This is a genomic window from Frigoribacterium sp. CFBP 13729 (assembly GCF_014841875.1).
GTDB lineage: Bacteria > Actinomycetota > Actinomycetes > Actinomycetales > Microbacteriaceae > Frigoribacterium.
On record NZ_JACYUR010000002.1, the window covers coordinates 374,119 to 388,344 of the forward strand.

Genomic DNA, 14,226 nt, shown 5'->3' on the forward strand with positions numbered 1-14,226 from the left:
GGGGTGCGGTGCATCGGAGGGGGTGTGGCGCGTCGTCGCGGTGCCGCGCGGTCGCGGCGCACCGCGGGTCAGGCGCGGGCCGCCGTGCTCTCGCGCCGCACGATCTCGTGCGGGATGATCGCGAGCTCGGGCGGCCGGTCGCGGTCGGCGATGCGCGCCGCCAGGAGCTCGAGCGTGCGCTCGGCGAAGAGCCGCTTGTCGAGGCGCACGGTCGTGAGCGGCGGCAGCGTGAAGCGGCCGTCGGCGATGTCGTCGAACCCCGCGACCGACACGTCGTCGGGCACCCGCAGGCCCGCCGCCCAGAGAGCGTGCACGGCGCCGATCGCGAGCGAGTCGGTGAAGCAGAAGAGCGCGTCCGGCGGACCGGCGGCGGCGAGACGCCCGCGCACGGCAGCCGCGCCCGCCTCGGGCGACCACGATCGGCACGACCACCGCAGCGCGGGGTCGACGGGCAGCCCGGCCGCCTCGTGCGCCTGCTGCCAGCCGAGGGTGCGCGCCCGTGCCGTCGCGCTGTCGAAGCCGTCGCCCGAGCTGCCGAGCACGGCGATGCGCCGGTGCCCGAGCTCGATCAGGTGCGTGGTCATGTCACGGGCGGCCGCGACGCTGTCGACCCTGACCTGGTCGACGAGGCTCTGCTCGACCTCCCCGATCACGACGACCGGCGGCAGCGACTCCGCGCCGACGATGGCGCTCTCGTCGAGGCTCACCGGGTTGAGCACGAGACCGTCGACCAGGTGCTCCTTGCCCCTCAGCAGCAGCTCGCGTTCGCGCTCCGGGCGCATGCCGGTCTGCTCGAGCTGCACCGACCAGCCGCGCTCGTGCGCGACCTCGACGAACCAGTGCGACATCTCTGCGCTGTACGGCGTCGTGAGGTCGGGGAAGGCGAGCGCGATGGAGCCCGTGCGGCCGGTGCGGAGCCCTCGTGCGCTCAGGTTGGGCACGTAGGCGAGCGCGGCCACCGCCTCCTCGACGCGCGCCCTGGTCTCGGCGCTGACCCGGACCGCGCCCGTCACGACGTTCGAGACCGTCTTCGGAGAGACGCCCGCCCGGGCGGCCACGTCCTTGACCGTCGCTCGCATCCGCCCAGGCTAGCGCCGCGCCGCACGTCGGACGCGAACCAGCGGGTGGCGGCTACGCCGAGGCGAGCACCTTCGCGATGCGCTGCAGCGACACGCTCTCGCTCGGCCGCAGGTCCTGTGCGAACAGGCTGATCCGGAACTCCTCGAGCATCCACCGGGCGCGCACGAGCGGGGGAGGCGCCCCCTCGACCGGCGGGAACGCCCCGCCCGCCGCCTCGTACCGCTCCGTCGCCTGCTGCACCTCGGTCAGCCACGCCCGGTCGCGCGACGGCGCCTCGAGCAGCTTCGCCGTGCGGCGGGTGATGCCGACGAGGTAGACGGGCACGCGCTGCAGCTGCTGGAGGCCGGTGGCCGAGACGAAGCCCGGGTACACGAGGCGGTCGCGCTGCTGCCGCATGTCGGTGAGCGCCGTGAGCAGCGACATGTTCGTCGCCGCCTTCATCGCCTTGTCGGCGTCGCGGGCGGCGGTCAGGGTGCGAGCCACGAGCGAGACCGTCTGGAACATCTGGTCCATCACGGCGCCCGACACCCGGTCGCGCACGGTGAGGAACTCCTTCTTCGTGTACAGCTGCCCGTCGGGCTTCACCCGGTGCAGCACGTCGTCGACGACCGCGACGAGGCAGTCCGCGAACAGCGCAGACGTGTTCTGGTACGGGCTGGTCGCGAGGATCAGCTTCTCGGGCGCCGTCAGGTGCTGCTGCACGTAGGCGACGGGGCTCGGCACGGCGAGCATGAGCAGGCGTCGCACGCCCCTCGGCGTCTCGCGCGCCTGGTCGGCAGGCGTCGCCATCAGGCGGATAGCCACGGAGGCGCCCTCGTCGACCAGCGCCGGGTACGCCCGGATCACGGTGTCGCCGTGTCGCGTGTCGACGACGGTCGGCAGCTCGTCGAAGTCCCACGAGGTGAGGCCGCTGCGCTCGATGGCGTTCGCCGGAGCGGCGGTCGCGGCGTCGGGGCGACCGCCCTCGGGGCCGCCGCGTCCTCGTCGACCGCGCCCCGCGCCTCCTGCGCCTGGCCCCTGGCCCTGCGTGACCCGTGCGACGCTCTCGCGCATGTCGTCGCTGAGCCGGTGCTGCAGCTCGTCGAGCGACTTGCCCGCGCCCACCGTGCGGCCGCGTTCGTCGACGACCGCCCACGTCACGCGCAGGTGCGCGGGCACCCGCTCGAGGTCGAAGTCGGCGGCGTCGACGGGCGTGTACGTCAGCTTCTTGATCACGGAGGCGAGGGTCGCGGTGAACGACTCGGCGACGTCGTGCGGCGGCTCGGCCGGCAGCTCGGCGGTGATCTTCGACGCCCAGTCGGCGGCGGGCACGACGTTCTTGCGGATCTGCTTCGGCAGCGACTTGATCAGCGACGTCACGAGCTCGTCGCGGAGGCCCGGCACCTGCCAGTCGAACCCGGCCGGCCGGAGGCGCGCCAGCAGCGGAAGGGGCACGACCACCGTCACGCCGTCGTCGTCGGCACCCGGCTCGAACTTGTAGCGCAGGGTGAGCGTCTGGTCGCCCTGCCGCCACGTGCTCGGGAACCCGGCCTCGTCGACGTCGGGCTCGTCGTCGCCGAGCAGGTCGGCAGCGGTCATCGTGAGGAGGTCGGGGGTCTCCTGCTTCGCCTTGCGCCACCAGCCCTCGAAGTCCCGGGTGCTCGTGACCTCGGCCGGCACGCGGCGCTGGAAGAACTCGAACGCGGCGTCGCCGTCGACGAGGATGTCGCGACGGCGGGTGCGCTCCTCCACCTCGGTGAGCTCACGGATCAGCTGCTGGTTGGCCTTCTCGAACGACTGTCGGCTCTCCCAGTCGCCCTCGACGAGGGCGTGCCGGATGAAGAGCTCGCGGGCGTAGCCGGGGTCGATCCGCGAGAACTGGATGCGCCTCCTCGGCACGATCGGGACGCCGTAGAGCGTCACGCGCTCGTAGGCGACCACCGAGCCCTGCTTCTTCTCCCAGTGCGGCTCGCCGTAGCTGCGCTTCACGAGGTCGGGGGCGAGCGGCTCGGCCCAGGCCGGGTCGATGGCGCCGTTGACGCGGGCGAACAGGCGGCTCGTCTCGACGAGCTCGGCGCTCATGATGGCCGCGGGCTGCTTCTTGGCGAGCGAGCTGCCGGGGAAGACCAGGAAGCGCGTCTGTCGGGCGCCGACGTAGTCCTTCTTCTGCGGGTCGAGCAGGCCGATCTGGCTGAGCAGGCCGGCGAGGAGGCTGCGGTGCACGCCGTCGGGGTTCGTGCTGCGCTCGCCGACGTGCAGCCCGAGGGGCTTCGCCGCCCGCAGCAGCTGGCGGTAGACGTCCTGCCACTCGCGCACGCGCAGGTAGTTGAGGTACTCCTCCCGGCAGAGGCGCTTGAACGCGTTGCCGGTGAGCTCGTCCTTCTTGTCCTCCAGGTGGTTCCAGAGGTTGAGGAGCGTCATGAAGTCGCCCTGCGGGTCCTTGAACCGGGCATGCGACTCGTCGGCCTGGGCGCGACGCTCGAGCGGGCGCTCGCGCGGATCTTGGATGCTGAGCGCCGCGACGATCGCGAGCACCTCGCGGGTGGTGCCGTGCACCTTCGACTCGACGGCCATCCGGGCCAGGCGGGGGTCGATCGGCAGGCGCGTCAGCTGCTTGCCGACGCGGGTGATCTGGCCGCCCTGGGTGACGGCGCCGAGCTCGCGCAGCAGGTCGAGGCCGTCCTTGATGCCGCGGCTGTCGGGCGGCTGGAGGAACGGGAACGCCGCGATGTCGCCGAGGCCGAGCGAGATCATCTGGAGGATGACGGCGGCGAGGTTCGTGCGGAGGATCTCGGGCTCGGTGAACTCGTCGCGCTTCTCGAAGTCGGTCTCGCTGTAGAGCCGGATCGCGATGCCGTCGCTCGTGCGGCCCGAGCGGCCGGAACGCTGGTTCGCGCTCGCCTGCGAGATCGCCTCGATGGGCAGGCGCTGCACCTTCGCGCGGGTCGAGTAGCGGCTGATGCGCGCGGTGCCGGCGTCGATCACGTACTTGATGCCCGGCACGGTCAGGCTCGTCTCGGCGACGTTGGTCGCGAGGACGATGCGACGCCTGGTGCCGGCGGTCGAGCTCGGCTGGAAGACGCGGTGCTGGTCGGCCGCGCTCAGGCGGCCGTAGAGGGGCAGCACCTCGGTCTGCGGCAGGTTGCGCGCGCGGATCGCGTCCTCAGCGTCGCGGATCTCGTTCTCGCCGCTGAGGAACACGAGCACGTCGCCCGAGCTCTCCCGGGCCAGCTCGTCGAGGGCCTCGTTGATGCCCTGCAGGTAGTCCTTGTCGTCGGCTCGCTGCCTCGGGTCGCCGGCCCGCGCCTCCTTGGCTCGCCGGGCTGCGGCGCCGGGGCGGCCGGGCTCGCCGCGGCGGCGCCCGTCGTCGCGTCGGGAGTCGTCGCGTCGTGCAGCCTGGCGAGCCGGGGTCGGGGCGTCGTCCAGCTCGTCCAGGTCGTCGACGTCGCGGTCGTCGTCGGCCGTGGTGTCGTCGGCGACGAGGGGCCGGTAGCGGATCTCGACCGGGTAGGTGCGGCCCGAGACCTCGACGATAGGCGCACCGTCGAAGTGCTGCGAGAACGACTCGGGGTCGATGGTGGCGCTCGTGATGATCAGCTTGAGGTCGGGCCGGCGCGGCAGCAGCTGCTTGAGGTAGCCGAGCAGGAAGTCGATGGTGAGGCTGCGCTCGTGCGCCTCGTCGATGATGATCGTGTCGTACCGCTTCAGCTCGCGGTCGAAGTGGATCTCGTTCAGCAGGATGCCGTCGGTCATCAGCTTGATCTGCGTGTCGGCGCCGACCTTGTCGGTGAACCGCACCTGGTAGCCGACGAGCCCGCCGACCTCCTCGCCGAGCTCCTCCGCGATGCGCTCGCTGATCGTCCGTGCGGCGATGCGGCGCGGCTGGGTGTGCCCGATGCTCGTGCGGCCGAGCTCGAGGCAGATCTTCGGCAGCTGCGTCGTCTTGCCCGAGCCCGTGGAGCCCGCGACGATGACGACCTGGTGATCGCGGATCGCGGCGGCGATGTCGTCGCGTCTCTGGCTGACCGGCAGCTCGGGGGGATAGGTGATGGTGGGCGACATGAGCCCTCCATCGTAAGCCGCGCGGGCCGGGGAGCGCTCCCCGAAGTGGTCCCTCCCCAGGGGCGCAGGTGCCCAGCGCCGTCCCCGTCCCCGGGCGGGACGAGGAGGCGCGGGTCGGCCGGCAGGGCAACCTCGCTCCCATGTCCCCCACGAACCGCCTGCTCGCCGCCTCCTCGTCCGCCGCCTCCCTCGGTGCGGCCTCGCCGCTCGCCGTCATGACCGACCCGCTCTGCGTCTGCGTCCTCGACGTGCTCGAGCACGGTGCGCGGGCGGCCTCGCAGCTCGTCGCCGAGGCGTCGCGACGGCTCGGGCCCTCGGCGGGCGGCCCCGCGTTCGTCGCCTCTCGCGTCGCGCTGTTGGTCGCGTCGGGCTTCGTGGAGGCCAGCGAGCCGCCGCCCGGCTCGGCCGTCGGGGCCGAGACCGTCCTGTCCGTCGCCGAGCGGCGCTCGTGCGAGCTGCTCGACGCCCTGGCGGAGGCGGTGGCCGAGGTCCGCGACGCCGGGGACGTGCAGCAGGAACAGGACCTCGTCGATGCCCTCGAGACCGCGTGGGCCGCCCGCGACGGCCGACGCTCGGGCCTCCGCGGCGTGGACGAGTTCCGCGCGTCCGAGGCCGGACGCCGCCATGCGCGTCGAGTCGCCGAGGGGACGCTCGGCCAGCCGGGCTCGCCCTTCGCCGCCGGGTGAGGGAAGGCGTGTCCTTCTTCGGTGTGCTGCTGCTGCGGCCTGCGGGCTCTCGGGTGTGGGGGTGTGAAGGCGCTCTGGCTGTTCCGTCACGGAACGGAGCGACCATGCCGCGGGGCGAGGTGCTGCGAGTGCTGATCCGTCACGAGACGGAGCGACCATGCTGCGGGGCGAGGTGCTGCGAGTGCTGATCCGTCACGAGACGGAGCGACCATGCCGCGGGGCGAGGTGCTGCGAGTGCTGATCCGTCACGAGACGGAGCGACCATGCCGCGGGGCGAGGTGTCGCGAGTGCTGATCCGTCACGAGACGGAGCGACGACGCCGCGGGGCGAGGTGCTGCGAGTGCTGATCCGTCACGAGACGGAGCGACCTTGGACGACGTGAACCGTCCTGCTCTCGACGCCGATGCGGCCCGTCGTCGCGACGACGGGCCGCCCGGCAAGGAGCAGGACGAACGCGGTGCGTCGCCCACGGCGCGTCGTGGACGCCCGGGTCGTCGCTCTGCCGGAGCGAGGGCGATGCACCCGTTCGAAGTGCTCGGCGACGTGACGAGGCGGGAACTGGTGGAGGTGCTCGCGATCGGCCGGCAGACGTCGGGCGACCTCGCGAGCATCCTCCACGAGCGACGCGCCGTGGGGTGGTCGAGCGTGTCCCAGCACCTCGGGGTGCTGCTCGAGTCGGGCTTCGTCGTCGTCGAGCAGGACGGCCCCCGGCGCTGGTACCACCTGCGCGACGACTGGCTCGACCTCGTCACGGCGGGGCTCGACGAGCTGCGACATGCCTGGGACGAGGGCGCGTCGTCCCGAGAGCTGGGCGCCGGTCCTGCAGTGATGGCTCGACGGATCCGGTCGGGCGACGTCGTCCTCAGGGAGCCGGGCGATCCGGTGCCGCCGCTGCGGGACGCCAGGCGGGGACGCAACGGACTCGACCTCAGTGCCCGCGGCGTCGGCCGGAGCCACTGGAGCGACGACGCCGACGGCAGCAGCGACCTCGACTGACGCGGCCCTGTCCGGGTTCCGTTCCGTCTCGGATCAGGCTGGGTTCCGTTTCGTGACGGATCAGGTTGGGCGGCCCTCGTCCGTGTTCCGTTCTGTGACGGATCAGGCCGTGAGCGGCCGAGACCAGGGGGAAGGGGCTGTTCCGTCTCGTGACGGATCAGGCTCAGCAGAGAGTCCCCTCCTCTCGCGGGCCGACGGCCCGGCTCGGAGCAGCGACTTCCGGTCCCGGTGCCGAGCGGGTGGCCCGGGGCCGAGTGTTCTGCGCCGGACGCGGGCCGATGTCTGCGGTCCGGACGATGATGAGCCGGTGTCAGCCGTTCACCCGACGCTCCCGTCACCGCAGCCGTCCCCCCTGCCTCCCGTGGCGCCGCCGTCCCTCGGCGCATGGGGGCTCGACGTCGTCGACGAGCTGCTGATCGTCGGCGGGCTCGACCCGGACGCCGCCGTCTGGCAGGTCCGCGACCGCTCCGGCGACGACTGGGCCGTGAAGGCGACCCGGCGCGACTGCCGGTTCGGCCTCGCGCTCGCCGCCGCCCTCGGCCCCGACTCCGGCGTCGTCGCCCCGCTGCCCACCCGGACGGGCGACCACTGGTCCGAGCGCGACGGGGTGCTCGTCTCGGTCTCTCCCTGGGTCCTCGGCGACGACGCCGCGGAGGACGGCCGGGGCCTCGACCTCGACCAGTGGGCCGAGCTGGGCGCCGTCGTCCGTCGGGTGCACGACCAGCCGCCTCCGTCGTCCGTCGCCCCGCTGCGGCACGGCGTCAAGCGGACCGGCCGTCGGGCCCGCGTGCGCCTGCGCGACCTCGACGCCCGCTTCGTCGGCGCCGGGCAGGCCCCCGGCGTCGACCCCGAGCTGGCCGAGCTGTGGCACGTCCACCGCGACCGGCTGCGTCGTCTCGAGACCACGGCGCTGCAGCTGAAGGAGGCGCGGGGCACGACCGCACGCGTGTCCTGCCACGGCGACCCGCACCTCGGAAACGTCGTGGTCGACCCGGCCGGCCGCCCCTGGCTCATCGACCTCGACGAGGCCGCAGTCGCTCCGCGCGAGGTCGACCTCGTGCTCGTCGAGCTCGGCGTGCTGCCCGGGCTGCCCGTCGAGCCCGAGCACCGCGCGGCGTTCCGCGGCGGGTACGGCGACGACGTGCGGCTCGACGACGACCGCATCACGCGATTCGGCTGCGTCCGCGCCCTGGAGGACGTCACGGCGGTCTTCGCGGCGCTGGAGGGAGCACACTCTCCGCAGCACTCCGACGACCCGGTCGGGGTACGCGCTGGTCTGGACGCCCTGCTCGGCCCGAGCGGGCTCGTGTCGCTGGTCGAGGAACGCCTGTCCCGCTCGTCACCCCCGACCGGCCGGCCGAGACGCGACACCTGACTCACGGCACCGACCACCGCAGCACCGATCACGCCGCCACCGATCACCACAGCACCGATCACCACAGCACCGATCTCGACAGCACCGACGCCAGGAGAAACGACATGACGACCCGACGCACCACCCGACGCACGACCGCCGCGGCCGCGGCCACCCTCGCCCTCGCCGCCGGGCTCTCCGGCTGCAGCGGCTTCACGGGCGGCGGCGGCGACGACGACGCCGACGGCGCCCTGACCTTCACGACCTGGGCCAGCGAGTCCGAGCAGGACAGCTTCGAGAAGCTGGTGGCCCAGTTCGAGAGCGAGCACGACGGTGCGACCGTCGACCTCAACGTCGTGCCCTACGACCAGATGTTCTCCAACATCGACGCGCAGCTCTCGACGGGCGACGCCCCCGACGTCTTCCGCGTCGACTACGGCAACCTCGGCGTCTACTCGAGCCAGGGCCAGCTGCTCGACCTCACGGGCCAGATCGACGACGAGGACTCGTTCCAGCCCGCGATGCTCGAGGCCGTCTCGTACGACGGCGCGCCCTACGGCGTGCCGCACCAGACCGACGTCTCCGCGCTGCTCGTCAACACCGAGCTGCTCGCCGCAGCCGGCCTCACCGACCTGCCGACGAGCCAGGCGGACGCCTGGACGTGGGACGAGTTCGGCGAGGTGGCGACGAAGCTCCGCGCGAGCCTCCCCGCCGACCAGTACCCGTTCGGGGTGAACTGGCAGCAGGGCGGCACGCCGCGCTGGCTCAGCTGGCTGTTCCAGGCCGGCGGCGCCCTGCTCGCCGACGACGGGACGACGAGCGAGATCGACTCTCCCGAGGCAGCGGAAGCGCTCGGCTTCACCCAGTCGTTCTTCGAGCAGGGGTGGGTGGCGCCGAGCAGCAGCGTGAAGTCGACGACGTACGCCGACACGGAGTTCAGCGAGCAGACGACGGCCATGGCGTTCGTCGGGTCGTTCCTCGTGCCCGAGCTCGCGGACACCGACTTCGACTGGACGGCCGTGCCGATGCCCGTCGACGAGCGCGGCGCGACCGACCTCGGCGGCAACGCCCTCGTCGCGACGGCCGACACCGACCAGGGCGAGCTCGCGACCGAGTTCCTGAACTTCATGGCCTCCGCCGACGCGATGACCGAGTTCTGCGCGGCCACGAACGAGCTGCCGACCCGGACCGACATCGACGCCTCGTCCATCGACTTCGCCGTGCGGCCCGACGTCATGCCGGTCTTCGTCGACCAGGCCACGACCATCGAGCCGAGCGACGTCAAGCAGCTGACCTCGCCGTACCTCGCCGAGATCACCGTCGCGATGCAGGACCAGCTCGAGGCGGCGTTCACCCAGGGGCAGTCGGTCGACGACACCCTGAGCGCCCTGGACGAGGCCGTCGGCCAGGCCACCGACTGATGACGGCGCTGCCGGGTGCGCGCCGTCCCGGACGACGCGCCGCCCGCCTCCGGGAGAACCTGGTCGGCTGGGCCTTCATCGGGCCGAACCTGGTGCTGCTGTCGGTGTTCCTGCTCGTGCCCATCCTCTGGGCCGTGCAGCTGTCGTTCCAGGAGACCCGCGGTTTCGGCGACCCCGAGTGGGTGGGCGCCGCGAACTACGCCCGCATGGTCGCCGACCCCGTCTTCTGGCAGACGCTCGGCAACACGGTGCTCTTCACCGTGGTCACCGTGCCGGTCGAGATGGCGCTGGGGCTGGGGCTCGCGGTCCTGCTCGACGGCGTCCTGCCCGGGCGACGCACCTGGCGGACGATGCTCGTGCTGCCGATGGTCATCTCGGGCGTCGCCAGCGCGATGATCGCCGTCATCCTGTTCACCGAGGCGAACGGCCTCGTCAACAAGGTGCTGCGCGCCCTCGGGCTCGGGTCGGTGCCGTGGCAGTCGGACGGCGCGCTCGCGATGGTCTCGGTCATCGTCACGATGATCTGGCTGCGCGTCGGCCTCAACATGATCATCTACCTGGCGGGCCTCCAGTCCGTCTCGCCCGAGCTCTACGAGGCCGCCGAGCTCGACGGCGCCGGTGCCTGGCAGCGCTTCCGCTCGATCACCGTGCCGCTCGTCGGGCCGTCGACGTTCTTCCTGCTCGTGCTCAACGTGATCGCGTCGTTCCAGGTCTTCGACCTCGTCTTCGTGCTCACGGGCGGCGGCCCCGGCTACTCCACGTCGGTGCTCGGCACCTACGCCTACCGCAACGGCTTCCAGATCCGCGAGCAGGGCTACGGCGCCGCGCTCGGCGTCGTGATCCTCGTCGTGACGCTGGCCTTCACGGTCGTGCAGTGGCGCACCAACCGCACCCGCGACCTCACGGAATGACGAGGAACAGAACGTGACCACACCCCAGTCCGTCGCCGACGCCCCTGCGGCCGGCGCACCCCGCAGCACCGTCCGCGGAGCCGATCGGGTCGCCGGCGTCCGTACCCCGCGCAGGCGACCACGTCGGCGCGGCGGATTCGTCGCCCTCCGCACCGTCGTCGCCGTCGTGGCGTCCGTCGTCGTCGCGTTCCCGCTGGTGTGGATGCTCGTCGTGGCGTTCTCGCCGCGGGGCGAGGTCTTCGGACGCGGCCTCCGCCTCCTGCCCAGCGCCCTGACCCTGGAGAACTTCGAACGCGTGCTCGAGCGGTACCCCGTGGGTGCGTGGTTCGGCAACTCGATCGTCATCGGGGTCTTCGTCACCGTGCTGACGGTCGTCGTGAGCCTGCTCGCCGGGTACGCCTTCGCGCAGCTCCGCTTCGTCGGGCGCACGGCGGTGTTCCTCGTGTTCCTCGCGACCCTGATGATCCCGGTGCAGGCGATCATGGTGGCCCAGTTCCGGCTGGTGAACGGGCTCGAGATCTACGGCACCTACTGGGCGGTGATCCTCCCGTCGGCAGCCACGGCGTTCGGCGTGTTCCTCGCGCGCCAGTTCATGCTCGGCATCCCGCAGGAGCTGATCGAGGCCGCCCGTCTCGACGGTGCCGGCCCGATCAGGGTGTTCACCCTCATCGTCCTGCCGCTGAGCGGCCCGTTGGTCGCCGTGCTCGTGCTGCTCACCCTGCTGGGCAGCTGGAACGACTTCGCCTGGCCGCTGATCGCCCTGAAGGACCCGGACCTCTACACGCTGCCCGTCGGGCTGCTCTACCTGAAGGGCCAGACCAACCCCGACTACAACGGGATCATGGCGCTCGCCGTCATCTCGGTGCTGCCGATGGTGGCGCTCTTCCTGGCGTTCCAGCGGTTCTTCGTGCAGGGCTTCGTGCGCAGCGGGGTGCGGTAGCGGCGAGGGGCTCGGGCCGGCCGGGCTCCCGGCGGTCCGCCGTATGATCCGACCAGGATCACCACTCGTCAACGGAGACGGAGCACACCCGGCATGACCTCGAAGACCACAGTCACGAACGCACCAGCCACCGGCCCTTCCACCCCCACCGGCCACGCGACGGCCTCGGTCGCCGCGATCCTCAGCGAGGCGGCCGCCCGGTGGCCCGACGACGTCGCCGTCGTCGTCGGACCGCAGCGCACCACCTACCGCGAGCTCTGGCAGCAGTCGCTCGCCTACGCCGGCGCCCTCCGGGCCCGCGGCGTCAGCGAGGGCGACCGCGTCGCGATGCTCGTCCCGAACGTCGCCGACTTCGCCCGCGTCTACTACGCGACCCTCGCGCTCGGTGCCGTGGTCGTGCCCGTGCACGCGCTGCTCAAGCGCCACGAGATCGAGTACGTGCTGGGCGACAGCGGGTCGTCGCTGCTCGTCTGCGCGGCGCCGCTCCTCGCCGAGGGCGCGGCCGGGGCTCAGCTGGCGGGAGTGGACGTCGTGACGGTGCTCGCGCCTCCGGCGACCGACGCCGGCACCGCCGTCGTGCCCCCGGCGCCCGACCGCCTCGAGTCGCTCGCCGCCGAGGCCGAGCCGCTGACGACCTACGTGCCGCGGCACCCGTTCGACACGGCGACGATCCTCTACACGAGCGGCACCACCGGCCAGCCGAAGGGCGCCGAGGGGTCGCACTTCGCGCTGCTGCAGCAGGTCGACACGAACCTGATGAGCACCTTCGACATGCGCCGGGGCGACGTGCTGCTCGGCGCCCTGCCCCTGTTCCACACCTTCGGGCAGACCTGCACGATGAACACCGGGTTCCGGGCCGGCGCGACGATCGTCATGCTGCCGAAGTTCGACGGCGACGCGGCGCTCGCGGCCATGGTCGAGCACGGCTGCGAGGTGTTCATGGGCGTGCCGACGATGTACATGGCCCTGCTCGACGCCGCGACGCGGTCGGAGGCGCGACCACCGCTGCGGTACGCGATCTCGGGCGGCGCCTCCCTGCCGCTCGCCGTGCTGGCGAAGTTCGAGCAGGTCTACGGCGCCCCTGTGCACGAGGGCTACGGGCTGACCGAGACGTCGCCGGTGGCGACGTTCAACCACGTCGGCCGGCCCCCGCGGCCCGGCACCATCGGCACCCCGATCTGGGGCGTCGACGTCGAGGTCGCCGACTCGTCGGTCGAGGACAGGATCGTCCTGCTGCCGCACGGCGAGATCGGCGAGATCGTCGTCCGCGGACACAACCTGATGAACGGCTACCTCGACCGGCCCGAGGACACGGCGAAGGCGATCGTCGACGGCTGGTTCCGCACGGGCGACCTCGGGACCAAGGACGACGACGACTACCTCACCGTCGTCGACCGGACCAAGGACATGATCATCCGCAACGGCTACAACGTGTACCCGCGCCAGGTCGAGGAGGTGCTCGCCCAGCACCCCGACGTGACCATGGCCGCCGTCTTCGGCGTGCCGCACGAGACGCACGGGCAGGAGATCGAGGCGGCCGTCGTGCTGCGCGCCGGCGCGACCGTCGCGCCCGAGGAGCTGGTCGCCTTCGTCTCGGACGAGATCGCCGCGTACAAGTTCCCCCGCGTGGTGCACGTCGTCGACGCGCTTCCCCTCGGCCCGAGCGGCAAGGTGCTGAAGCGCGACCTCGTCGCGCGGTTCGGGGCGCAGGAGGCGGCCGTCACGCCGTCCTGACCGCTCGCGCCCCCGGCACGTCCCGTCCGAGGCCCTCGGCGGGGTCGGTACGATCGGCGCGTGATCGGCATCGTGCTCGCGGCACTGCTCTGGGGCACCACCGGCACGGCGGCGAGCCTGCTCCCCGCGTCGGTCAGCCCGCTCGCGACGGGCGCGGCGACCATGTGCGTCGGCGGCCTGCTGCTCGCGCTGACGGCGCCGAGGCAGGCCGCGGCGGTGCTCCGAGGAGGCGGTGCCTCCTGGCGGTGGGTCGTCCCGGGAGCGCTCGCCGTCGTCGCGTACCCCCTCGCGTTCTACTCGTCGATGTCCCTGGCCGGGGTCGCCGTCGGCAACGTGGTCTCGCTCGGCACGGCACCTCTCTTCGCGGCGCTGCTCGAGCGGCTGCTCGACCCGGCCGCGCGCCGGCGACGGCTCGATCGGCGCTGGGCGGCCTCGGCCGGCGCGGCCGTCGCGGGGGTGGCGCTGCTCGCGGTCTTCGGGCACGACGAGCAGCCCCGCGACTTCGGCTTCGTCGCCGGTCCCGGTCAGGCCGCGGCCGCCGGCCTGCAGACCACGTCGACGTTCCTGGCCGGGGTCGCCCTCGGCCTGCTCGCCGGCCTCGCGTACGCGACCTACACGTACACGGCAGGCCGCCTCCTCGATCTCGGGCACACGGCGCGCGGCTCGATGGCCGCGCAGTTCGGCGTCGGGGCGGTCGTCCTGCTGCCGGTGCTGCTGCTGACGGGGGCGCCCATCGTCGAGACGGGCCGCTCGGTCGGCGTGCATCTCTATCTCGCGCTCGGGCCGATGTTCGTCGCGTACCTGCTGTTCGGGGCGGGGCTCCGCACCGTGTCCAGCTCGCGGGCCACGACGGTCACGCTGCTCGAGCCCGTCGTCGCGACGCTGCTCGCGGTGCTGGTGGTGGGGGAGCGGCTGGCCCCGCCGGGGTGGCTCGGCCTCGCGCTCGTCCTCGCCGGGGTCGCGGCCGTCGTCACGTCGCGGCCGACGCCGTCGATGCCGCCGCCGCCGCCGGAGCCCGATGCCCCTCGACGGTCGGTCGGCTCCGACGCCTAGGGTGGGTCGG

10 protein-coding genes are annotated in these 14,226 nt (G+C 72.7%); 8 read left to right on the top strand and 2 right to left on the bottom strand.

Annotated features, from left to right (window positions below; all coding sequences use genetic code 11):
- Nucleotides 1–68: 68 nt before the first annotated feature.
- Nucleotides 69–1,079 (bottom strand): LacI family DNA-binding transcriptional regulator, encoded by a 1,011-nt coding sequence (locus IFT77_RS08180; RefSeq protein ID WP_192169698.1) that lies wholly within the window; start codon nucleotides 1,077–1,079, stop codon nucleotides 69–71.
- 52 nt (nucleotides 1,080–1,131) lie between these two features.
- On the bottom strand, nucleotides 1,132–5,121 hold the full coding sequence (gene hrpA / locus IFT77_RS08185) for an ATP-dependent RNA helicase HrpA (protein WP_192169699.1): 3,990 nt from the start codon (nucleotides 5,119–5,121) through the stop codon (nucleotides 1,132–1,134).
- Between the two features lie 140 nt (nucleotides 5,122–5,261).
- Here hrpA and IFT77_RS08190 point away from each other — a divergent pair, with 140 nt between their 5' ends.
- The 8 genes from IFT77_RS08190 to IFT77_RS17445 all read left to right on the top strand — a co-directional run bounded on the left by IFT77_RS08190 (nucleotide 5,262) and on the right by IFT77_RS17445 (nucleotide 14,216).
- The gene (locus IFT77_RS08190) at nucleotides 5,262–5,807 is read left to right on the top strand and encodes a hypothetical protein (protein WP_192169700.1); all 546 of its coding nucleotides are present in this window, start codon (nucleotides 5,262–5,264) and stop codon (nucleotides 5,805–5,807) included.
- 516 nt (nucleotides 5,808–6,323) lie between these two features.
- Entirely contained in the window at nucleotides 6,324–6,803 is a 480-nt protein-coding gene (locus IFT77_RS08195; protein ID WP_192169701.1) for a helix-turn-helix transcriptional regulator, read from the top strand.
- Nucleotides 6,804–7,164: 361 nt separating this feature from the next.
- Nucleotides 7,165–8,178 carry a phosphotransferase gene (locus tag IFT77_RS08200; RefSeq protein ID WP_192169702.1) on the top strand — a complete coding sequence of 338 codons (1,014 nt, stop codon included), beginning with the start codon at nucleotides 7,165–7,167 and terminating at the stop codon, nucleotides 8,176–8,178.
- A 104-nt stretch (nucleotides 8,179–8,282) separates the two neighbouring features.
- Nucleotides 8,283–9,578 carry a sugar ABC transporter substrate-binding protein gene (locus IFT77_RS08205; protein WP_192041034.1) on the top strand — a complete coding sequence of 432 codons (1,296 nt, stop codon included), beginning with the start codon at nucleotides 8,283–8,285 and terminating at the stop codon, nucleotides 9,576–9,578.
- Complete coding sequence (locus tag IFT77_RS08210; protein ID WP_192169703.1) at nucleotides 9,578–10,489, top strand: carbohydrate ABC transporter permease; 912 nt, start codon at nucleotides 9,578–9,580, stop codon at nucleotides 10,487–10,489. Before IFT77_RS08205 ends, IFT77_RS08210 begins: the two co-directional genes overlap by 1 nt.
- A gap of 13 nt (nucleotides 10,490–10,502) precedes the next feature.
- Complete coding sequence (locus tag IFT77_RS08215; protein WP_371740988.1) at nucleotides 10,503–11,429, top strand: carbohydrate ABC transporter permease; 927 nt, start codon at nucleotides 10,503–10,505, stop codon at nucleotides 11,427–11,429.
- Between the two features lie 93 nt (nucleotides 11,430–11,522).
- The gene (locus tag IFT77_RS08220) at nucleotides 11,523–13,163 is read left to right on the top strand and encodes a long-chain fatty acid--CoA ligase (protein ID WP_192041036.1); all 1,641 of its coding nucleotides are present in this window, start codon (nucleotides 11,523–11,525) and stop codon (nucleotides 13,161–13,163) included.
- A gap of 60 nt (nucleotides 13,164–13,223) precedes the next feature.
- Nucleotides 13,224–14,216 (top strand): EamA family transporter, encoded by a 993-nt coding sequence (locus IFT77_RS17445; protein ID WP_192041037.1) that lies wholly within the window; start codon nucleotides 13,224–13,226, stop codon nucleotides 14,214–14,216.
- Nucleotides 14,217–14,226: the final 10 nt, after the last annotated feature.